The following is a 21,025-nucleotide window of genomic DNA, read 5'->3' on the forward strand; positions in this document are numbered from 1 at the left end:
GCTCATACGCCCACCTCAACGTCGGTCCTGCGGTAATGCTGTGTCGCTATCCGAAGGGCTCGTTCAATCGATACCACGTGCGACTCATCCTTAGTCGCCACCATTTCAATAGATACAATATGAGAGGGCAGGTACTGAGACAGCGCGGCAGCCATCAGTCTGTGCTCGGTGCAACCATCGCCCAAAGGCACCAAATCTGGCTCGCTGGCATGTATATGCCCAATCAACGCGACGCTGCCGTGCAAGACCATTAGAGGATCTTCGCGGTTAATAGTGAGTGCTCCGGTATCTAATTGCATCTGAATGGCTGGATGCGCAACGCACCTCACCACCTGAGCAGTCTCCGCACTGGTGGTCATAAAATTTGCGCCGTAACAGGTGGGGTTGGGCTCAAGACAGATAGTCACCCCGGAATCCTGAGCGATATCCCCTAACTGCCGGAAAAAAGGAATCGCAATGTCCAAAGCCTCTTGATCATTCAACCCACTGCGATCACGATTCTTCGGTGAGCCAAAGACTACCCGAGTTGCCCCCAGGCCAGCGCCGATACGGCATACCGCCTCCAGATGCTTTAGTAGTGCCGCCTGGCTTTCTGCGGAGCCAAAAACATTTAGCCCCGTGGTGCCGAACAACAGCGCCTGCATGCCGGTGATCTCAATACCGCGCTCAGCCCACCAATCTTTGACTTCAGCAATATCCCCATTCGTAGCTTTGGCAGGTTCTGGAAAATACTTACCAGGCGCGATATCTATAGCATCAACCGCAAACCGCTGAAGCAGCGTAGCGACCGCTTCATCTTCGGCGGTGTCCCACGCAATATTGGAAATCGCCAACCTCATGCACTTATCCCCACATTGGCTTTAATCGTGAGCGGCTCAGACTGCGCGTAGGCCCTAACCGCCAGGATCGTTTCGCGGGCGCTGTATTGATAGCCGCCCGACGCACCAAATACTTGGGCGTGTTTGGTCTGCAGGTCATAGGTCGCAGCGGGGTTGGCCAAGGTAAGGGTGAAGGATTTACCGAACCCCTGTTGGGAAATGTCCTCTACACTAACGGGCTCTGCGGTGAGGTGAACCAATTTCAAACCAGCATTGAGTGCCGTTTGAATGTCAAACCAAAGGTTAACCATCGGGTAGAACTGGAACACCCCCCGGCTATCAATTGCCTGAAGGTTGTTGTCATTCAGAAAATCGAAGATGACGTTCTTGCGCAGACCTGGGCCAACCAACCCTGGCAGACGAACAATCAGGTGGTTCGGAAAATGCTCTTCAACGAATGTCTCCAGCAATCGACGATGCAGACCATAGGCATGCAGGCCCGACTCATCGACGGGGGTGTCCTCGTTAACGCCTATGGGATTCTTAAAGACATCCACCGTACTGATCAAAATAAAAGTTTTGCACTGGATAGTTTTGAGGTGCGCGATCAGCTCCTCAATTTTTTGTCGATCTGCTTCTGGCTCCCGGTTGGCGATCCACTTTTGCGCGGGAGCACCGGCACACACTACCGTATCAAATGATTGATTATCGATATCGCCAATATTGGTTGAGCGATAAAGCGATGTGAAAGTTTCCTGTTTAAGAAGGGTACCGCCCACGTAACCCGAATAACCAATAAGCGAATTAAACACTCACCCCTCCAAATGTAGGTTTTTCTTGATCACTGATACCGATAATATTTTCAGCTTCAAGCGTTTCAAGAACGTCATAAATATTGTCAATTTTACCGCCAAGCACCGAATAACAGCCTTGCAACTCTGCGTGCTTCTCAAAAAGGATCGGCCTTCCGTCATCGCCCTCGTTCTTGATCAAAACGGTTTTAATTTCGAATAACGAGTCGATGTGCTTGGCTTTCAATACTTCAGGAATATACCGTCCAACGTCTCTAACCATCCGATCCACGCGGGTATCGCGTTCGTAATGGTGCAGTTTTTCGTAAGGGTCAACACCTGGCTGGTCATTCCAGTGCATGTGCGGCGTATAGCGAACATGGGACAAGGTATGCAGTCCACGCGCGGGGAAAGGCATCATTGAGAAGAACGGGCCATCCATCACAGTGATACCCAACCCACTGAGTGATTCGGGCATCTGCATCAGGGCCATTTCTGTAATTTCTTGCTTGAGACCGGTACTAACACCGGGGAAATCGCCCCTAATCTGATTAAGGCCGCTATAGGTGCAGTTGAATACATAGCGACAGTTGATTACTTCCTGGTCCCCCTGTTTCATCTCGGCCACAACCTGCAACGGCAGTTGTGCCCCTTTCAAGATCGCGGTCACCCGTGTTTGATAGCGGATCTGCACCCCGCTTTCTTTCAGCTCGCGCTCTGCCCAGCTCGCTAGCTGTGTGGTGTCAAATGCATATTCTCTGACCAGGTACACATCTTCGATAAGACGGGGTTCAAATAAGGACCGCAACACAGGATCTGCTGGCTCGAAATCCGCCCCAATTTCCCGACAAAAACGTTCGAACTGTTTGGCCGTGACTTTCGAGTTTCGCCGGGCAATAGCGTAGAGCTTGGTGAAGTCTTGCTTCACAGCGAGCGGCCAGTCCCGTACAAATTTTGGTAGGTTTACCCGACTTCGATAAGCGGTCGTGAAACTGCGCGGGTAGTGATAGCCGTTATGCACACGCGCCTGATTGTTGTAAGAGGCACGCATCAGCAGCGCCGGTTCTCGTTCAATCAGCAGGATGCGCTTAAGGCCACGTTGCTTGGCCAAATACACAGCGATAGCCGCACCGTAGAACCCTCCCCCAATTATCACTGCATCCTGACTGGATTGGCTTGGATCGAGGCGTAACATCAGGAAACACGTTCAATGGTCGGGGGTATCGCCTTTGCTGAATCTGACACAACTTCTTCGATGTTCAGCTTTTCAAGCCGGGTCATGCGGGCACTGGTGAACTCTTGGCCTACATGATAAAGCGGGCCCTCATTCGACAGGCTGGCCATGTTCAGAATGTATTCACCTAATACCAGCAGAACGAGCGAGATCAGAAAGAACATGCCCGAGTGTTGCAGCGAAAAGCTGATCCAGCCTGGCGCAACATCGGTTTTTAATATGCCAACCGCGAGTACATAAATGCAGTACACCAGGTTGGCAACGGCTCCAAACAGGGAGAGCGAGGTCACCAAACGCATCGGCGCACGCGTAGTCGAGACCAGCAAGCGCATGCCACGGTCGATGCTCTCGCCCAATCGCTTGGGCCGAGATGCCTGCGGCGTGGAACTGTAGTTCAGGTAAGCACGCGCGAATCCACCCGTTGCGGGAAGGTGCCTATAAGTCATCGCCGGTTGTGGATGCTGCAGGATGAAATTGATCACCCGCTTGCTTAGAATGCGGTATTGCGGCGCTTCTTTGGCCAGATGGACACCATTGAAGCGATTGTAGAGGCTATGAAACACGGCGTTAGCCCCACGATAAGCAAGGCTCTGCGCGGGCTTTTGCGCATTATTAGCAAAAACCACATCAGCCCCCCTGACCGCTTCATCTAGCATATTAGGGACAAAGCTAATGTCATCGGCCAACGGATCGACAACGACAACGAAATCACCAAGCGCATTCTCCAGCCCAACCCACGAGGCGGTATCCGCATCTACCTCTTTGGTCAGGGCATACACTTGTAAATTGGCCAATCCGTTTTCAGCGGTCAGCCGCTTCAACACTAAAATGCTGTCGTCATCTGAGGCGTTATCCACCACAATCAATTCATAATCATCGACGATGCCCGCAATGACAGCCACCGCATTAGACAGGATACTTTCAATACTTGCTGACTGGTTTCGTACTACAAACACGGCAGACAAAAAACAGGGAAACAAGGGCATGTCTGTACTCTTAAAATGGATTACTTAAAATCTTGCCCTGTTAAAATAGAAAGCGGAGCCATTCCGAGCAAAAAATGGGCTCCATTTTATCGCGGGCATGGACAAAGGGCCAGTATTATCTGACCTCATAGTGATATCATTGCGAGCTTGGCTCTAGCGTTCTAGGAAAATACCAAGGGACACTCAGAACAAACCACCCAACGCCGCCGGCTCCCAGTTCATGATTACCAGTTCCCCGCTCACCTCAGCTTTCCCTTGCCGCTGATTGGTGTTGCAGTAGCGGATGTCCAGCGTTTCAAAATAAAAGCCCTCGAACACCCGCCGGATGTCCGGGTGGTCGTTGATGCTGACCATCACCTTGCCTTTGCAGCGGCGCATGAAGTCAGCCATCCGCTCGTAGTTCTCGAATGGGAAATCCACGCCATAGCCGGCGGTCTGCCAATACGGCGGGTCCATGTAGTGGAAAGTGTGCGCCCGATCGTAGCGTTCGGCGCATTCGAGCCAGGGCAGGTTTTCCACATAGGTGCCGGACAGGCGCTGCCAAGCAGCCGAGAGATTTTCCTCGATGCGCAGCAAGTTGATAGCTGGCCCGGTAGTCGCGGTACCGAAGGTCTGCCCGGTGACCTTGCCGGCAAAAGCATGGTGCTGCAGGTAGAAGAATCGGGCGGCGCGCTGTATGTCGGTAAGGGTTTCGGGGCGGGTCATCTTCTGCCACTCGAACACCTGGCGCGAACTAAGCGCCCATTTGAATTGGCGCACGAACTCTTCGAGGTGGTTCTGCACGACGCGGTACAGCGAGACCAGGTCGCCGTTGATGTCGTTCAGCACTTCAACGGGCGCGGCCTGGGGTCGCATGAAGTACAGCGCGGCACCACCGGCAAAGACTTCGACGTAGCATTCGTGTGGTGGGAAAAGCGGAATGAGGCGGTCGGCCAGGCGACGTTTGCCGCCCATCCAAGGGATGATGGGTGTGGACATAGAGAGCAAGACCTTTACTGTATGGATAAACAGGCGCTAGGCTCGCCGCGCTTCGTGCACGGAGTAAGAGCCTTGGCTGGACTTGCAGGGACGATCTGCAGGGACGGCGACCGGGCTGGATGTTGACGCATCCAGACCGGTCGCTCTTTTCACTTCGGTGCTGAGACTTCTTTGGCATAGGCCTGACAGGCTGCCAGGGCGATCAATCCTTGGTCGCCGGCATCGGTGATGCCGATAATTCGTTGAGCATGCGCTGGGTCAAGTTGGGCTCTTGTGGGGCCATGAACCACGCCGCCGATGGCGGGGGTGGCTGACATTGCGCAGCCGCTGGCTGAATCGGTGGCGTCGAGTAGGACTGACAGGCGCAGATCAGCAGTGGCAAGGCGGTCGCGCAGGCGACTTTGATCACGTTGGGCATCACTCAAGACTCGGTAATGGGTTTGTTCACTGGCGGAAAGTCGCTGCTCCAGGGCCAGACGCTTGTCCTGCTCGGCACGCTGTTGCGCGGTCGAGGCCAGGGTCAATTGGTTGAGGGTCTCGGTGTGCAGCCGGGCCTGTTCGGCGAGTTGCTTACCATAGCGCCAAGCCTGGACCTGCCAGGCCGACGCGGCAGCGCCACCCGCGACTGCAACCAGGACGCTGCCGACTACCAACACTCGATACGGTGCCGGGATCAGGTCGACGAGACGCATAACACCGCCCTCGCCCGCTCCCACAACTGCTGTCGATCCGCCAGGCCATTGAGGCCGCCGTTGATCTTGCGGGTGATTGCCTCGAACTCGTCCCGATCCGCCAGCGTACTCAGTTCACGTATCCACCAGAACCACGCGGCTGACTCGGCCGCCCATTGCGGCAGTTCCAGCAGCTCAGGGGTGCGCAGTAGGCGTTCATCACCGAACAGCGCCAAGCTGCAGCGCAGGTAGTTGCTGTGGCCGGTGATCTGGATCAGGCCGCGACCGCGATAGCGCTGGCCATCGCCGTCGGCTTCCGGGGTGTTGCCCAGCCTGACGGCCAGATTGCCGGTGTCGTATTTGCTCAGGTACTGATCGCCACCCAGTTCACGCACGTACTGCAGTTGACCGGATTCGTGCCCGACCTGCGCGAGAAACGCCGCCTGACGTTTCGGCGTGTTGATTTGCCGGTGGATCATGGCGGCATTTAGCGCGGATACAAAAACGCCCGCTTGGCGGCGGGCGTTGGGCATGATGCGTTGGAGTTGTTGTTCAGTTAACGGCATTCGCTTGCTCCTGTTTCTGTGACGGAGAACACTGCTATTGATCCAGTTGCACGACCTTCAGGTCTTGTGGTGGTTTTTTCTTGTTGCCCTTGGCCTTGGCTTTGCCCTGCTTGCCGCCATTGCACTCCACCGTGGTCGACCAGCCGGACTGGGTGTAAACCTGCTCGACCGAATCCGTCAGGTACTCGCCGTCGAGCCCGTCCTTGAAGCCCTGGGCATTGATCGACCGTTCGGCGAAGATGTCCGTACGCCCGGGCATCTCCAGACGCACACCGGCGCCGGAGCGATTGAACGCGGCCAAGCGGGCCTTGGCCGCCGCCTCGGCAGCGGTTTTGTTGGGGTAGATATGCCGGTCGGTGTGCACCGCCGGCAGGCCGTTGGGCACGTCGTCGTTGTCCAGCGAGACCACCACCAGCTTTCCGTTTTTTTTGTCCTGATGTTTGGTCGCCACCGCTTTGTGTGCATTGCGATCCCCCAACCGAAACTGCCAGCGGCTGACATCGCTGCGCGTCAGGGTGATGGCGCCGAAGGCCTTGCCGCTGGCACTCTGGCCACCTTGGCGTGGCATCACCAGCAGCTTGCCCTCGGCCACCTTGGCGGTACAGTCGTACTGTTTGGCAAGGCGGGTGAGGAAGTTAAAATCGGACTCGTTGAGCTGATCCGCCCGGACCACTTTGGTCGACACCGGACACCCCGGCTGCCAGCCGTTGCGCGCAGCAATGTCGGTCACGATGGTCGACAGCGGCACGTTCTCCCAACTGCCACTGCGGATGGTCTTTCCGGTGCCGCGCATGTCACTGGCCTTGCCCTTAATCACCAGCGTGTCCGGCGGTCCTGAGATCTCGATCTCGTCGACCACGTAACGCCCTAGACGGGCCAGCGCCGTTTCGGCGTAGCCGAGGTAGACCTCGATGGCGCTGCCGCGTGACGGCAACGTCACCTGGCCATCGCGATCATCGATGCGCAGTTCGAACTCGTCGGATTCCATCCCGGGCTTGTCCAGAGTGCGCAGCTGGATCAGCCGGTCATTGATCAAGGCCGTGATGTCGGCGCCATTGGCGACGATGCGAAACCTGGGGGTCATGGAATTTTTCCAAAAAAAAACCCGCACAGGGCGGGTATGAAAGTAAGGAGCTTGAGTTATCAAGCGGCCGGAGTGTAGACCATCAATCCCATAGCGTGACCTGATCCTGCACAGGTGTAGCCAATTCCGGCAGGGTGATCACCACGCCGGCGCGATAGGGTTGCGGCTCATCGGCCAAGCCCTGATTGGCATCCAGCACCGCCTCAACACTGCCGGTCAGATGGCCATAAAAGTTATGGCAGATGGTGTCCAGCAGATCCCCGTCAGACGTTCTGCATGTCGTCGCCATAGCGTACAAACTCCAGAGTGAACCCTTGTTTACGCGGAATCCCGCCGTGCATCAGCGCCCCCTGCTCTTCCGAGATGGTCTTCAGGCACCAGGTACCCATGACATCGCCATAGCCCGTGGTCAGGGTTAACGGCTTCAATTGCGCGCCAATGCTGCGCAAGGTGTCGAGCTGCTTCAGCCCCCCCTTGAAGCCCGGATAAATCGTGCCCTTCAGGGTGATTTTCTCTTCACCGATGCCCACCGCCTGCTGCGCCGGCCGACGCGACAGCCGCTCTTGCGAGGCCCAACGAAAGTCGGTCGACCGCGACAGCTCGTCGAAGGCCGCCGTGTCCAGGTTGAAGTAGTACGGTTGCGCTTTGGGATCCTGCGGCTGAATGATCAGCAAGTGCGGAAACGGTTTTACTGCTTCCGGCGCCGGCGTGGCATCGGTGGCAAACGTACTGGTGGGCACGATGTTGGCCAGCGACGGGCTGACCTTGCCGGCGATCTTGTTAATCGCCGTTGCCGCCTTGCCCGCCTGCTCCTTCAGCGTGCCCATGCGTTCCTGCACTTCCGCGGCGGCCCGGGTAGCCCGCCCGTAGGTGGCCACCACCTGCCCAACTTTGGCTTGCGCCGCATTCACGCCACGCATCACCCGCTGCAGCTTGGCGCCGATTGCCGGCCCCACGAACGGAATACTCTCCAGCTCGGATGCGGCACCGGTAATTTCACTGATCGCACCATTGATCGGGCCGAGCATGCCGTCCGCACTGCGGCGTCCGGACTCCCCGGCTTCGACTAGGTACTTGAGGCCAGCCTGCAATTGCTCCATGTAAGCCATGGGTTCTCCTTACAAGTGCGGTTCATCGAACAACTGGCTCGACGCGTTCTGTTTCGCGGCGTCGGCCATCATTCGCTGCATGTGCGGCATCAGGTCCTGAGCCAGACGCTGTGGATCCTTGACGTCGCCTTGCACCGTGACTGGCATGCTCAGGGAGTACTGGAACTGCTGATCCACTTTGGTGGGTGCCGGTTTCTCTGGCTCTTTGGGCTGGATCGTCATCGCCGCTGGTTTGATCGGCGCCGGCGTCGCCAGTGCGCGGGCGACGTCACCCAAGGCCGGAGTGGGAGGTGCGGAACTGGGCGCCATCAGTAGCGCGCCGGGCTCGTTCGCCCCATTGAAAGATCGTCCCATGCTGGCCAAGCTCGGCACCACTGGTCCGGGCCTTGGCGCCATCAACAATGGCGTTGTCGGTGCTGCAGGCTTTTCGTCCTCGCCACCAAACCACGACTTGCCTACGACCCCACCCAATGCGGTGCCGCCCATGCTGCCCAAGTACGCACCGACCAAGCCACCAATCGCGGTACCAATAATGGGTACCACCGAACCGATGGCCGCCCCGGCAGCGGCGCCAGCCATGGTGCCCGCCAGTGAACCCGCTGCCGCACCGTAACCTTCGGCTTTTTGATCCTTCGTCTCGGCATTCAGGTAGGTGTCGACGGCCATGCTTCCCGCCTCCAATAACGAGCCGCCCGGGATCACTTTGCCCACCTTGCCGACCTTCCCCACCGTTCCGGCCACCGCCGCCACTTTGGCCAGCACCCCGCCGGTTGGCGGCAGCGGTACAGGAGGACGCGGCAAGGGAACAGCCGGCCGAGGCAACGGCACCGACGATGGCTGAACGGGTACCGCAGGTCGCGGCAATGACACCGACGCTGGAGGCACAGGCACCGGTGGCCGTGGCACAGGTACCGGCGCGAACGGCCTGGGCACGGACATTGGCGGTCGCGGTACCGGTGTGGCCGGTCGTGGCACCGGTACCGGTGGACGGGACGGACTGCTCGGCCTTGGCGGCGTGGCAACCCGACGCCGCCGCGAGGCAGTGCGAGGAGCCCCGCGAGCCCGGCGCCGAGTCTCAATCGCCCCCCCGCCACCGTCGCCCATGGCCGCCGCGTTCACTACAAACACTTTCCTGATGGTGCCGTCTTCCAGACCGGCTTGCACCCCACCGTCGCCGGTGGCCTCCTTGGCAAGTGACACCACCTTGAGCCCGGTCGCTACCAGATCGAGACCACCGGTTTTCTTGCCCTCTTGTCCGTCAGCGGTGTCACTGACCTCAGGCGCCCCCTTGAAGGCCGCGACCGCCTTTAACCCCGTCTCGACCAGGGACAGGGCCTTAGCCGCTTTGCCCTTGGGCTCCTTCCCTGTGGCGACTTGGTTGCCGTCCAACGAGTTGGTGACAAAGACCTTTTGCACCTCGCCGGACTTGCCTTTGCCCAGTGTCCCTCGCGCCAGGTTGAGCAATCCCTTGCCGATCTTGAACGAGCTGACAGCCGTCTGCAGCGCGAGCAATCCACCCCCGACCGCTGCAATACCGGTGACCACACCGGGCGAACTGTCCGCCAGCGCGGTGATGCCCCTGGTAACTTTGGTCAGCGCTTCCGCCACGGTATCCGTCACCGGCCGCAAGGCGTCGCCCACGCTGCGCATGGCATCGTCCATCGACTGCGCCATTTCCGCCCACTTCTGTGACGACGATTCACGCCGCTCGGCGAGGTTTTTGTCGAGGATGCCCGAGGCTTCGCGCGAATCGCTTTTCAGCTGGCTGTACAGCGCCTTGTTCTGCAGGTAGGCCGACAGCGCGGCCTTGACCTGCATGTCGGCGAACAGGTCGCCGGTGCGCAAGGCCTCCTCCAGCGACGCCATCATGGCCTTGGCCTTTTCCGGATCCGCCTCCTGGCTGATCTTCGACGTCGCTTCAGCCATCAATGCCGCCCGTTTCGGGTCGGTGGCCTGAATGTACTTCTGCGCCAACGCCATGCTCGATTCCAGCGTCGACATGCCGTTTTGCAAACCGGTCTGCATCGAGCCCTTGTAGTCGATGCCGGCCTTTTTGTAGGCCTCCACGGTGTCGGTCGAACCGATCTTGCCCATCCAGTTTTTGAGGTTGTTCGCCGCCTCATCGGCACCGCCGGCGGTTTTCATCTGCACCTGCAGCATGGCGCCCAGCTGCGTCACAGCGTCCATGCCCGTGATGTTCAGGTTGCCCATGTTCGACAACAGCTCGGGGAACCAGCGGGCCATATCGACCGCCTCGAAGCTGCCGGCCTGTCCCTGAAAGGCAATGGCTTCGAGCGCCTGCTGCATCTGTTTGGCGTCGGTGATCTTGGCGTTCTGCCCCAGGGCGTTGATCATCTTCGCCGTGTCGGCGCCGTTCGAGCCCTGGCCCACGGCAAACTTGGCCGCGACCGGTGCATATTCCAGCGCCTTGGCCAGGTCCATACCGGCCCCGACCAACTGGTTGACCACGTCGGCAACGTCATTGCGCGCCATGCCGGTGTCGCGCGAAGTCTCGATGATCTTCTGCGACACCTGCTTTTCTTTCGGATCGTTGGCAATCCCGGCTTTGATCGCGATGTCACGGACAATGGCCCCGAAGTCGGCACTGACCTTGGTCGCAATGCCCACCGTCGCCACGCCGGCCACGGCCTGACCGACCGTGCTTTTCATCCCGGCCTTGCCGGCATCGATCTGCTGGTAACCCTTGGCCTTGAGTTCCGCCTTGTTCGCGGATTGCCCCAAAGAGCGGTAGGCCTTTTCTAGACGACCGACCTCGATGCCCTGTTTCTTCAGGCTGTCGAGGTTGGAATTCAGGCGACCCAACAGTTTGGATGCCCCAGCGGCACCGCTGTCGTGGGCCTTTTTCCATTCATCGCGCAGGCGAATGGTGTCACCAATGGTGCGCTGCAGCACCCGCGCTTTGTTGCCTTCCGCTTCCAGGCGCTTGATGCGCCCGGTGACCTCATTGAACGCGGCGCCGACCGTAGGACTGACGGCCCCGCCGATCACCAACCCGAGGGAGAGTTTGTTCGCCATGTCATGGCTCCCCTGTGCACAACATTACCGGAAGCGGCTCAATCCGTGAGCCACCAGACCATCTCGGAGAACGGCATCGACTGAATCTCGGCGGCGGAAAATCCGGTGTCCGCTGCGAGACGTTTCGCGACCATCTTCATCACCCCTGGATCAAACCCCGTCGTCTTGCTCCAGGCGAAAATAGCCGGCCTGCAGGCGGTTGTAGTCCACCACCTTCAGGCCCTCCAGATCGGCGATAGCCGCACCGGCCAGTTCGGCGAACAGCACCAGTTCGCGCTGCTCGTCGTCACCGCCTGCCGCCCGATCCGCCGCCCGCACTTCGCGCACCGTCGGAGAACGTAGGGTCAGCTTGTCGATCTGCACGCCGTTGATCTCGCTCGGGCAGGACAGGCTGACCACGGCGTTTTCGGCGGTGACCGACAACCAAGTGGGGAGCGCTTTCGAATAGTCGGCGTGCGGCACCAGGTTCGAATAGGCAGCCTGCAGGCGGCGATAGTCCACCACCTTCAAACCCTCCAGATCCTTGAGGCCCGCCTCGGCCAGGCTGGCGAACAGCTGCAGCTCGCGCAGTTCGTCATCGTCACCGGCGGCTCGGTCGGCGGCACGGACTTCACGCACCAGCGGCGCGCGCAGAGTCAACGTATCGACCTTGACCCCATTGACCTCGCTCGGCCGCGAGAGGGTAATCACCGCGCGATCCGTGGTGATCGACAGCCAGGCCGGCAGCTTATTTGCAGTTTGCATGGTCATCCGGTTCTATTCCCTTAGAGGCCGAGTGCGGAGCGCACTTCGGCGAGCTGGTCTATGCCGTCGATCACCTGAATACCGGCGATCATGTCGATTTCGTACATCACGCGGCCGTCGATTTCGAGCTTGTAATACACCGGCGCGATGGCGTGTTTGATCTCCGCCGGATCACCGGCTTTCCAGTCACCGAGGTCGACCTCTTTCAGCAGACCACGCAGGGTCGCCACGACCGCCGTGACTGCGCCCTTGTGGCCACGAAAGGCACCACGGAACGACGCGTTGAACGCCGAGCCATCGGCCAGACCGAAGTGCTTCAGCGACTCTCGGCGCACGCCCTTGGTGACAAAGGTCGCTTCCATCTTTTCCAGGCCCTGAGCCATCTCGATGGCACCGGCCATACCGCCGGCCCGGTACTCGTCGGTTTTCACCGTCAGCTTGGGCAGGGTCAGGCTCGGCACGTCACCGGCAAAGTTCACGCCGTCGACGAACAGGTTGGTGTTGAACAAGGTTTGAGGAATCATCTAGCGCGCTCCTTAAGCGTCGAGGACTTCGGTCAGCCACTGGTTGGTGACTTCGATCAGGAAGTTCGGGTTTTCCGCCGGCGGCACGTCGGTGAAGCGAATGCGCCAATACACCTTGCCCTGCTCGATCTGGCTGGCGGTGTTGAGTTCGGTGTCGGCGAACACTTCGAAGTTGATGATGGCGCCGGCGTTTTTCTGATCGCGCATAAACGCGTCCAGACCTTCGGTCACTTCCTTGACGTAGGTCTTGGTGATCGAGCGGTCGACCGCCCATTTGTGCCCTGCCTGGATTGCATCCATGAGGATGTCGCAGGTGCGCACTCGGGTGACAAACGACCATTTCGGGTCGCTGGACAGCGTACGGTTGCCCCACAGGCGATAACCGCCGTCGCGAATGATCGTCGCGATGAATGCGTTGTTCAGCAGGTTGGCCCGGCACGTCTCGTCGCCGTCCAAGTATTCGATCGGCCGCGTGGTGCCGGTGATGCCGACAAACTCCTTGTTCGACGGCGACGCCCAGTAGCCGTAGTTGGCATCGGTCCAGGCGAACAACCCAGCGACCCAGGCCGAGCCCGGGGCATCGACTGTCGCACTCACGATCGCGTCCCAGAACTGCACACCCGGATCGACCATGTAAATACGCTTGCTGCCGAAGTTCTCGGCATATTCCATCGCCGCCTCATCGGTGGTGTTCGGGCCATCCACGATGGCGATTGCGCGCAGCTTGCCGGCCAGGGCATCCATGGCAGTCGCCACCGCCTGGGTGGCGGAATGCCCCGGAGCAATCAGCAACTTGGGCTGGGCGTTGTGCACGCTCTTGCCGTCGAGCAGCGCCTGCAAACCAGTCCGCTGACCGGAGGCCAACACGCCACCGATGATGGCCGACGTTTGCAGCGCTTCGTCTTCAAGCTTGGGTACGCCCACCGCGACGATCACCGCCTTGGCGCGCACGTAGATGGCCGCTGCCGCCTTGGCGATCGCCGAGCCGGCACCGAAGGCGGCAATGGCTTCGCGCTCGGTGGTGATCAACACCAGGTCGCCGGCCTTGGCCGTGCCGCCGCCGAGCACGCCCGGGGTGAAGGTGTCGCACAGGCCAATGATCGAGGACGACGGCAGCGAGATAGTGCGCGCCCCCGTGTCGATCAGCGAAGTCGTGACGCCGTGAAAAAAGGAACCACTCATAGTCAATCTCCAGATACGAAAAAGCCCCGCATGAGCGAGGCTGTTAGGGGTGATCGTGTGTCGCGTAACGGAAAAGAAAACGCCCCGTCAGTGCGGGGCGTTTATTGGGTTTGCTCGACCAGCCAGGGCGGCGCGATCGGGCGATGATCCACCATGGGGAACTCGGTGCCTTGCGGCCAGTCGCGCAACTGTCGGCGATACGTCAACAGCTCGCTGTACTGCTCGGCCGTGAGGGTGGTCGCCAGTCCTTCCTCGATCTCGTCACGGTGCCGGGTCGCGACGCCATCCGTCTCCGACAGCAGCCCGTCACGCCAGGTGCGCTCGGTGGCGGCCTGTTCCTCCAGCGACGGCGGCGGCGGATCGATCAGCACCGGGTACCCATCGGCGTCAGGGTAGACCAGCTTGCTATCAGCTCGGGGTGCCGTTAACTCAGCATACCGCTCATCCGTAAGCTCTTTTGCGCCCTCCGGAATGGTGCAATCAGGGCTGCCGATTTCACCGTGAGAATTAGTATCAAAAAAACCGCCCCGCGTTTCGTTGACGCGACAGTAGAACCAAGTCATTGATTAATACCCCACAGCCACATAATCGAACTGATAGTTTGCATTGGTGCCTCTTATAACCTGCGCACCCGTCCGATCTTTCCCCTGATGGGAGTAAGTCGCTGCCATCCCACTCGACCCGGTAAAGATCAGGGCGACACAGGCCACCGGGAAGGCGGTGGGAAGCGTCAAAGGAATTGAAGTCGCCGTCGAGGCGTTGCTGACACTGCCAACTTTGATCGACAGACCTGGGAGTTGTTGGCTTGAAAACGTCGCCCCAAGGAGATAGATGAAATCGGCGTTTTGCCCAAGACCACATGTTGACAATGTGACCTGCCAGATAAGGCTGGAGATCGCCACCAGCGTCAGGCTTTGCCCCTGAAGAAGTGCGACAGAACCAACGTTCCCGGTTGCAACGTGGTTAAGTGTTGCGCCAGCGCCCGGCGCTATCGTCATAGGGTTACTTGCTGCGAAAACTCCAATCGCTGTGCCGTTTCTAATGCCCAGGCTCGCTGGCGTCGGAAGCGTGAATGTCATCCCGACACCCGTAACAAACAAAAGATTTCCGGCATCCGCAGCCGTGGCGGAGCGAGAAGCCGCTATCGCGCCAAAACCGCTATAGCTGCCCAGCGCGCGCTGCACAAACTCCGTGGTGGCGAGCAACTTGCTGCTATCGAACTGCGCTGGCGTGCTCGTCGCCGTGGGACTGATCAGGGCCGGCGCGTTGATCGGCGCAAAGCCTTGCGTCACGTTCTGAAAGGTCAGCGACGTGGTGCCGACCACAATCGCGCCATCGGTGGTCAACTGCCAACGGGTGTCAGCTTGCGTGGTGCCCTGCTCGACCGACGTCAGCAGCGCCGAGGTCACTTCGGCGTTGCTGTCGGCATCAGAAGCGCGCTTCCACGCTAGGCCCGCCACCAGCCAAATGCCATTATCCTTGGCCACGACCTGGTTTTTCACCAGCACGCGATCACCGGCCGCTAGGGCCACGCCGTCGACGGTCTGAAGCCCCGACAGCACGATGTTGGCCGTGGTGGCCACGCGCACCGATTGCTTGCTGTCGAGCTTATTCAGCTCTTCCATGATCCGCGTGTCGACGTAGTCGCGGGTCGCCAACACCACCGCCGGGTCAATCTTCAGCGTGATGTTGCCGGTGCTGGCCACGATGAAATTCATCCGCACCACTTGCGTGCGACCCGAGCCTTGCGAGAGCACCGGCTTGAAGCTCGGCGCACAGTTGGCCACCGCCACCAGATCACCGTCCGCGTCGTAAAGGCCGATTTCGCGAATCCACCACCCGCCCTCATCAGCCGGGATAATCTGCTCGGCGATGATCACCGCCGCATTGTTTGGATCGACGCGCACCTGATTCAGCGGCCGGCGCCGGCGCTCATTGATCAGGCTGGTTTGCGCCGCGCTGGGGATAGGGTCCGTATTGTTGGCATCCCCCACGCCCATTTGAGCAAACGTCCAGGCAACGCCGAGCGCGTCGGCATTCGCCTGCTTGGCCATCCCCACATTCGTGAGGGTGGCGAAAAACTGCGAATTCGCATCAATCATAATAAACGTCCAGGGTGTCTATGGAGTGTTCGCGGCCAACCATGCCGAGGGTGCCGCTGACCTCGATGTCATGCGCAACCGGTGGGTAAACGTCGATTTCGTCGCCTTCGTAAACGCTGACCGCGACGTTCAAAACGCCTTGGCTTTCGAGGCTGATCGCCAAGCCCGTCAGATGGCGGGTCACCGGCTTGGCGTCGTCAATCAGGCGTTCCAGCTCCTGATACATTTCCTCGGTGATCCCGGTGTCCAGCACGCCGACCTTGAGCGCGAAGGTGCCCGGCACCCCCTCCGGCACCATGTTGAACCACTCGATAATCTCGATCAGGTAGCCCAGGGGCTCGACAACCCGGCGCATCGCGCCGATGGTGCCCTTGTGGGCATGGATGTAATAAGACGCCTTGATGGCCGCGCGTTTGGTCGCCTCGCGCCACCGGTAATCCCAGCGATCGACCGACCAGGCCCACGCCAAATACGGCAGCAAATGCACCGGGCAGGTGTCGGCGTTGTAGAGCGTGCGCAGCGGGACAATCGTTTTTTCGTAGAACGCCGCCTCCAGGGCGCGCTCCAGTTGCGTGCTATTGCTCGGCAGTAGGCTGTTCATGTCAGACCGCCAGATTTACGGTGACTTCAGTGCAGTACGCCGCCTGGGCCTTGGTCGGGGCCAGGTCCACCCAGCCAACCAGCTCAACCCGAGACACGCCGGCGATATGCAGTTGCGCGTCCACCGCCGAACGCGCCACCTCGACCCCCAGGCGCTTGCGCGGATTGATCCAGGCGTTAACGCGACTTTTGGCCTCCGCCAGACTGGCGTCCGCCTCAGGCCCGACACTGCTCATGTGCAAAATGGCATCAATGCGATAGTCGATAATCTGCGCGCTTTGCACGGTCAGACGATCGCCCAACGGCCTGACGTCCTCGTCACTCAACTCCGCCGTGACCGTGTCCAACAGCTCAGGACTGGCCACGCCTTTGCCCTCGGAACTCAGCACCGTTACCGTAACGTTGCACGGCGCTGGGCTTTCCGCCGAGGCATCAGCCACCAGGCCAGACGCATTGCGCGCGTGCAAGATGTAGCTGGCACGCGGGCCGGCGGTAGTCAGCCCCTCGAAGGCCAATTGAATGCGCTCGCGAAACGGGTCGTCCTGCTCCTTGATTTCCGGCACTGGCGGCACGGCCAGCAGATCCTCGGTCTGAATAACCAGGCGCTTCAGGTTGTAATTGGCCCCGAGCTGATCGAGGTCGCCGCCAATGGCATGTGCCAACAGTAAGGCCTTCGCCCCATCGTTGACCCGGGCGCGGTTGCCGACCTTCTGGTAAGCCGCCACCTCCAGCACCTTGATGACCGGATCGCTTTCCAGCGCAGCACTCCAGTTGTCGCCCATGTAGCCGCGAAAGACCCCCAGGCCTTCCTCATACATTGTTTCGAAATCCAACGGTTCCAGCACGCTCGGCGCAGGTAGCGACGACAGATCAACGATGCTCATACGCCCACCTCCAACAGCACGCCGTCGCCTTGATACTTGCCGGCGATTCTCAGATTGATTTTCCCGCCGATCACCGAAATGACCCGCACCTGGTCCAGCTTCAAACGCGGCTCCCAGCGCCCCAAGGCCCTGGCGGCTTCCGCCTGCACGGAGCTTTTCCAGCCTGCGTTAACCGGCAGGTCGACAAAGCGCGGGAGCGTGCTGCCGTACTCTGGCCGATGCCGCCGGCTGCCCAGTGGCGTGCCCAGAATGTCGCCGATGGACTGCCGCAAATGCTCGATGCCGGAAATGGGCTGGCCGGTGTGGCGATCCATTCCGATCATCGCGTTACTCCTTCAGCAGTTCGAAATCGTCATGGGCTTTCAGAAACTTGATCGCCTCGATGTCGGAGCCCGGGATCTCGACCAGGCCCTTCGTCACCGGCAGGCTGCGCTGGCTCTCCGACAGGATCAATTGACGGGAGGTATAAACTTTGTCGCGAAACTTCATCGACGTCGAAACCGGTACCGATGCCGGCTGCGGCAACGGATCAGGGCTCGCTGGTAAATCGGTTAAAGGTGTATCGCTCTTGGCCATGTGTTTGCTCCAGGCGTAAAAAAGCCCGCACGGGCGGGCTGTCGTGGGTTGAAATTAATGCGTGTGGTGGTTGCTGTTGCCGGTGGCGTCGATGATTGCGCCGGCACTGGTGATGCCCTTCGTGACGTGTAACGCGCCGTCGATCAACACTGCTGCCTTCAGGTTGATGTTCCCGGCGGTCACGTTGACGGCGTTGTCCGTGACGACCACCTCCGTGCTGGCGACTTTGATGGTCACCGTGCCGCTCGGCAGGGTGATGCTGTAACTCTTGGCCGCCCAGTCGTAGATCAGCGAACCGCCATCATCAAAGCGCCAGACTGCCACGTGATCGCGGTTGTCCGGCTGGCCACCGGCATCGCCGTAGAGCCCAGGAATGAAGGTGCCCATGCCGGCCTGGCCGCTTGGGTTGAACAGCACCCCCTGCTCGTTCAGGCTCGGTGCCCGCCAATGCCGTGCCTTGCCGGCCGCCAGACTATGCCAGCGCACCCAAGCGCTGACCCAATCACCGGACTGCACCCGAACAGTGGCGGTCGCCAAATCCACACCGACCACCACGCAAGGCATCAGCATGGCGGCAATCATGCGGTCATGTTCAGCAAGAGCGAAACTCATGGCACGTCATCCGCGGGAAAGAACTGCTCTTTGGTGTCGTTATTCAGACCAAACCACAGTGAACCCGGTTGCTCATCGGGCCACGGCCACTGCTGCGGGCCGAGGTAAATCTGCTGACTCCATTCCACCAACCAAACGGTGTAGCCGTCCAGTTCGGGCCGGGTCCAATCCTGCCCGCCCTGAATGAACACCGCCGGTTCAACCGCAAGCCCCCAGGTCTGCGCCCGCAAAATCACCGCAAGCTGGGTTGCCAGTTGCACGGCCTGCTGATGATGGAGCAGCTTGATTGGATCGACGACGATGCGTGCCTCGAACCTGCACACCAAGGTCGTTTCCCCGGTGCCGATATCGACGCCCGGTTCAATCTCGGCCATCTCCAGAAACACCGCCGGCAACGCCACACGATCTTTAATGTTCGGCCAGGCTGTCACCGCACACACTCCCGGTAACCTCGCCAGCAGTTGTTGCTCAATGGCCCGGTAAAGCTGATCCAGGCTAAAAGGCTCTTCCGACACGGCGCTAACTCCTCAGGTACTTTTGCAGCTCGAAATTGAGTTCCTGCTGCAGGATCTGCAGCAATCGTTCGTCCGCCTTGCGCACCCAGCTTTCGAAATGGGGACGCGCCTGCTCCAGGGACACCTTGGCCTTGGCCAATGGAAACCGGCTGCCATTTTCAGCGACCCACCCCGAACTCGGCCCGCGCCCTGAGGACACCGTACTGTCGGGATAGTCGTCCGCATCGAAGTGTTTGCTCGCCGTGCGGATCCAGATGTCAGGTTTGTTGCCGTAGACCTGTTTGAGGAACGCACCCTGGTAACGGCGCCCGGCCACTGACACACCGCTGCTGGTCTGCCGCGCGCGGCCGATCCGGCTGGACTCGATGGCGTTCAAGCCAAACCACAGCTTGCCGCTCATGGCCCCGCCGGTGACCGGGTAGCTGCGCAACCGTTGACGCACCGCCGCGACAGCGATGCGCTCCTGCCGACTGACTGCCCGGGCGATATGCGTACGCAACCAACCCAGCGTCTTGTTGATCGCTCGACGATGTGCGGCGGCGGCCGCCTTGGGCACCACTTTGGCGAAGTCCTGGAACGCTTTCAGATCCGTCGACGAAGACTGAAGGGTGACCATTCCACCGCCGGACGACGACTTGTAATAGCTACCAATGCTCATGCACGCATCCTCAGGATCAAAGCGACCAAACCGTCACCGCTCGGTTCCAGCTGCAGCAGGTCGTAGTCACCACCACCGTCCAGGGCCGGTAGGTCGATACTGACCAACAGGCCCGGCTCCAGGCCGAGGGAATCGCTGACCCTGATTTCAAACCGAGGCTCACGCAACCCGGTGTTGAGCTTGCCGAACTTCGGCTGCAGCCAGGGCGCCGCGAACATGCCAAGCACCGGCTCATCCCGGCCTTCGATCCGCGCACTGTCGCCCAACGTTTCGAACACCACCGCGTCGACCTCGGCGACCAGGTCGCGAAAGGCCACGGTCAGAGTTCCAGGAGGATCTGCGCGAGCGGGCGCGTGCACAGGTGCAGCGGGTTGGACTGAGCTTCACCGGCCATGCCTTTGTTGAACGGCAGCGGCTCGATCTTGCTGTAGTACGGCACGCCTTCTGTGTTGACCGTTTCCATGTAGTCCGCCGGCGCAAACACCGAGATGTACAGGTCCGGCACACCTTCGGGAATCAGCAGCGCCTTGTCGTCGTGGATGAAGGTCACACCGGCGATCTTGCCGCGATAGCGCTCCCAGACGATGCCGCCGAACTCGAAACTTTCGCGGGCATCGCCACGCAAAGCAGCGGCCTGCTGACTGTTGAGGTAAGTCTCTTTGACCGACTTGTGGACCAGCAGCTTGTTCCAAAAATTCTTGCCGCACAGCGCACGCGAGCCCGTGCTGGTGATACTGCCCAGGGCTTCCTCCTGCAGGTCCAGCGCATCACCACACTTGACGCGAAGTTCGGTGTCCGGACTGTTCAGCCCCATGGACATTTTCTTGCGGGTCACACCAAAGGTTTTGTAGATGTCGAGCAAGACGGTGGTGCCGTCCGCGTCGAGGATTTGGCCGTTCAGCGCACCCATACGCTGGAATTCGTGCGTGGCATCGAGCTGTCGACGCGCTTTGGCCAGGCGCTTGTTGACCACGTCCTGCACTGCCTGCAATTCAGAACGGGTACCGAAGGCTCGAATGCCCTGGATCTCGTCGGCCTTGATCGCAAAGCGCTGCGGCAGGTGCACGGTGTTGAACGGAATCAGGTTGCGCTTGGTTCCGCTGACCACCAGGCCGGAGGTGCCGCGTTCACCGGCTGGCACCAAAGCCAGGGTGTCGCCGTCTTTTTCGATCTGTACCGTCAGGGTGGTGATGCCCTCCTCCTGGAACAGGCCCAAGCTGCTGATGCGGCCCGGCAGATATTCCTGTTCGTTGATGGCGGCGGTCAGCGAGGAGACCGAAAACGCATCGTCGTTAAAGATTTCAATGTCAGCCATGAAGCAATCTCCAGAATGCAAAAACCCGCACTCGGCGGGT

The 21,025-nt window shown here is 59.9% G+C and carries 25 protein-coding genes and 1 pseudogene; all 26 read right to left on the reverse strand.

Annotation, left to right across the window (positions count from 1 at the left end; translation table 11 throughout):
- Window positions 1-2: 2 nt before the first annotated feature.
- Complete coding sequence (locus ACM6J5_RS10350; RefSeq protein ID WP_414928417.1) at window positions 3-839, reverse strand: sugar phosphate isomerase/epimerase family protein; 837 nt, start codon at window positions 837-839, stop codon at window positions 3-5.
- A complete protein-coding gene (locus ACM6J5_RS10355; RefSeq protein ID WP_414928418.1) occupies window positions 836-1,630 on the reverse strand; it encodes a pyridine nucleotide transhydrogenase in 795 nt (264 codons plus the stop codon). Before ACM6J5_RS10355 ends, ACM6J5_RS10350 begins: the two co-directional genes overlap by 4 nt.
- Window positions 1,623-2,804 carry an NAD(P)/FAD-dependent oxidoreductase gene (locus ACM6J5_RS10360; protein ID WP_414928419.1) on the reverse strand — a complete coding sequence of 394 codons (1,182 nt, stop codon included), beginning with the start codon at window positions 2,802-2,804 and terminating at the stop codon, window positions 1,623-1,625. Before ACM6J5_RS10360 ends, ACM6J5_RS10355 begins: the two co-directional genes overlap by 8 nt.
- Window positions 2,804-3,829, reverse strand: coding sequence for a glycosyltransferase (locus ACM6J5_RS10365; protein WP_414928420.1), 1,026 nt, complete (start codon window positions 3,827-3,829; stop codon window positions 2,804-2,806). The genes ACM6J5_RS10360 and ACM6J5_RS10365 overlap by 1 nt, the downstream gene beginning before the upstream one ends.
- A 183-nt stretch (window positions 3,830-4,012) precedes the next feature.
- Window positions 4,013-4,807 (reverse strand): DNA adenine methylase, encoded by a 795-nt coding sequence (locus ACM6J5_RS10370; RefSeq protein WP_414928421.1) that lies wholly within the window; start codon window positions 4,805-4,807, stop codon window positions 4,013-4,015.
- 149 nt (window positions 4,808-4,956) lie between these two features.
- Window positions 4,957-5,499 (reverse strand): lysis protein, encoded by a 543-nt coding sequence (locus ACM6J5_RS10375; protein WP_414928422.1) that lies wholly within the window; start codon window positions 5,497-5,499, stop codon window positions 4,957-4,959.
- Window positions 5,481-6,044, reverse strand: coding sequence for a glycoside hydrolase family 19 protein (locus ACM6J5_RS10380; RefSeq protein WP_414928423.1), 564 nt, complete (start codon window positions 6,042-6,044; stop codon window positions 5,481-5,483). Before ACM6J5_RS10380 ends, ACM6J5_RS10375 begins: the two co-directional genes overlap by 19 nt.
- A 34-nt stretch (window positions 6,045-6,078) precedes the next feature.
- The gene (locus tag ACM6J5_RS10385; RefSeq protein ID WP_414928424.1) at window positions 6,079-7,128 is read right to left on the reverse strand and encodes a phage late control D family protein; all 1,050 of its coding nucleotides are present in this window, start codon (window positions 7,126-7,128) and stop codon (window positions 6,079-6,081) included.
- An 82-nt stretch (window positions 7,129-7,210) separates the two neighbouring features.
- A complete protein-coding gene (locus tag ACM6J5_RS10390) occupies window positions 7,211-7,417 on the reverse strand; it encodes a tail protein X (RefSeq protein ID WP_414928425.1) in 207 nt (68 codons plus the stop codon).
- Complete coding sequence (locus ACM6J5_RS10395) at window positions 7,392-8,237, reverse strand: phage tail protein (RefSeq protein WP_414928426.1); 846 nt, start codon at window positions 8,235-8,237, stop codon at window positions 7,392-7,394. Before ACM6J5_RS10395 ends, ACM6J5_RS10390 begins: the two co-directional genes overlap by 26 nt.
- Before the next feature lie 9 nt (window positions 8,238-8,246).
- Window positions 8,247-11,273, reverse strand: a complete 3,027-nt coding sequence (locus ACM6J5_RS10400; RefSeq protein ID WP_414928427.1) for a phage tail tape measure protein — start codon at window positions 11,271-11,273, stop codon at window positions 8,247-8,249.
- 150 nt (window positions 11,274-11,423) lie between these two features.
- Window positions 11,424-11,735 carry a phage tail assembly protein gene (locus ACM6J5_RS10405; protein WP_414928545.1) on the reverse strand — a complete coding sequence of 104 codons (312 nt, stop codon included), beginning with the start codon at window positions 11,733-11,735 and terminating at the stop codon, window positions 11,424-11,426.
- Window positions 11,733-12,017 (reverse strand): annotated as a pseudogene (locus tag ACM6J5_RS10410) (phage tail assembly protein); the annotation flags it as partial. The pseudogene ACM6J5_RS10410 and the gene ACM6J5_RS10405, both read right to left, overlap by 3 nt.
- Before the next feature lie 20 nt (window positions 12,018-12,037).
- Window positions 12,038-12,541 (reverse strand): phage major tail tube protein, encoded by a 504-nt coding sequence (locus tag ACM6J5_RS10415; RefSeq protein WP_414928428.1) that lies wholly within the window; start codon window positions 12,539-12,541, stop codon window positions 12,038-12,040.
- 12 nt (window positions 12,542-12,553) lie between these two features.
- A complete protein-coding gene (locus ACM6J5_RS10420; RefSeq protein ID WP_414928429.1) occupies window positions 12,554-13,723 on the reverse strand; it encodes a phage tail sheath subtilisin-like domain-containing protein in 1,170 nt (389 codons plus the stop codon).
- A gap of 101 nt (window positions 13,724-13,824) precedes the next feature.
- Window positions 13,825-14,286 (reverse strand): phage tail assembly chaperone, encoded by a 462-nt coding sequence (locus ACM6J5_RS10425; RefSeq protein ID WP_414928430.1) that lies wholly within the window; start codon window positions 14,284-14,286, stop codon window positions 13,825-13,827.
- Window positions 14,287-14,289: 3 nt separating this feature from the next.
- Window positions 14,290-15,825 carry a phage tail protein gene (locus ACM6J5_RS10430; protein WP_414928431.1) on the reverse strand — a complete coding sequence of 512 codons (1,536 nt, stop codon included), beginning with the start codon at window positions 15,823-15,825 and terminating at the stop codon, window positions 14,290-14,292.
- The gene (locus ACM6J5_RS10435) at window positions 15,818-16,426 is read right to left on the reverse strand and encodes a phage tail protein I (RefSeq protein WP_414928432.1); all 609 of its coding nucleotides are present in this window, start codon (window positions 16,424-16,426) and stop codon (window positions 15,818-15,820) included. Before ACM6J5_RS10435 ends, ACM6J5_RS10430 begins: the two co-directional genes overlap by 8 nt.
- Before the next feature lies 1 nt (window position 16,427).
- Window positions 16,428-17,309: a baseplate J/gp47 family protein gene (locus ACM6J5_RS10440; protein WP_414928433.1), complete on the reverse strand. Its 882-nt coding sequence runs from the start codon at window positions 17,307-17,309 to the stop codon at window positions 16,428-16,430.
- Window positions 17,306-17,632, reverse strand: coding sequence for a GPW/gp25 family protein (locus ACM6J5_RS10445; RefSeq protein ID WP_414928434.1), 327 nt, complete (start codon window positions 17,630-17,632; stop codon window positions 17,306-17,308). Before ACM6J5_RS10445 ends, ACM6J5_RS10440 begins: the two co-directional genes overlap by 4 nt.
- A 4-nt stretch (window positions 17,633-17,636) precedes the next feature.
- Window positions 17,637-17,885: a hypothetical protein gene (locus ACM6J5_RS10450; RefSeq protein ID WP_414928435.1), complete on the reverse strand. Its 249-nt coding sequence runs from the start codon at window positions 17,883-17,885 to the stop codon at window positions 17,637-17,639.
- A 54-nt stretch (window positions 17,886-17,939) separates the two neighbouring features.
- Window positions 17,940-18,497: a phage baseplate assembly protein V gene (locus tag ACM6J5_RS10455; RefSeq protein WP_414928436.1), complete on the reverse strand. Its 558-nt coding sequence runs from the start codon at window positions 18,495-18,497 to the stop codon at window positions 17,940-17,942.
- Complete coding sequence (locus ACM6J5_RS10460; protein ID WP_414928437.1) at window positions 18,494-19,012, reverse strand: hypothetical protein; 519 nt, start codon at window positions 19,010-19,012, stop codon at window positions 18,494-18,496. Before ACM6J5_RS10460 ends, ACM6J5_RS10455 begins: the two co-directional genes overlap by 4 nt.
- Before the next feature lie 4 nt (window positions 19,013-19,016).
- Window positions 19,017-19,670: a hypothetical protein gene (locus ACM6J5_RS10465; RefSeq protein ID WP_414928438.1), complete on the reverse strand. Its 654-nt coding sequence runs from the start codon at window positions 19,668-19,670 to the stop codon at window positions 19,017-19,019.
- A complete protein-coding gene (locus ACM6J5_RS10470) occupies window positions 19,667-19,987 on the reverse strand; it encodes a hypothetical protein (RefSeq protein ID WP_414928439.1) in 321 nt (106 codons plus the stop codon). Before ACM6J5_RS10470 ends, ACM6J5_RS10465 begins: the two co-directional genes overlap by 4 nt.
- Window positions 19,988-19,989: 2 nt before the next feature.
- A complete protein-coding gene (locus ACM6J5_RS10475; RefSeq protein WP_414928440.1) occupies window positions 19,990-20,985 on the reverse strand; it encodes a major capsid protein in 996 nt (331 codons plus the stop codon).
- Window positions 20,986-21,025: the final 40 nt, after the last annotated feature.

The sequence above is a fragment of the Pseudomonas sp. IT-P74 genome (genome assembly GCF_949768175.1).
In the GTDB taxonomy this organism is placed as follows: domain Bacteria; phylum Pseudomonadota; class Gammaproteobacteria; order Pseudomonadales; family Pseudomonadaceae; genus Aquipseudomonas.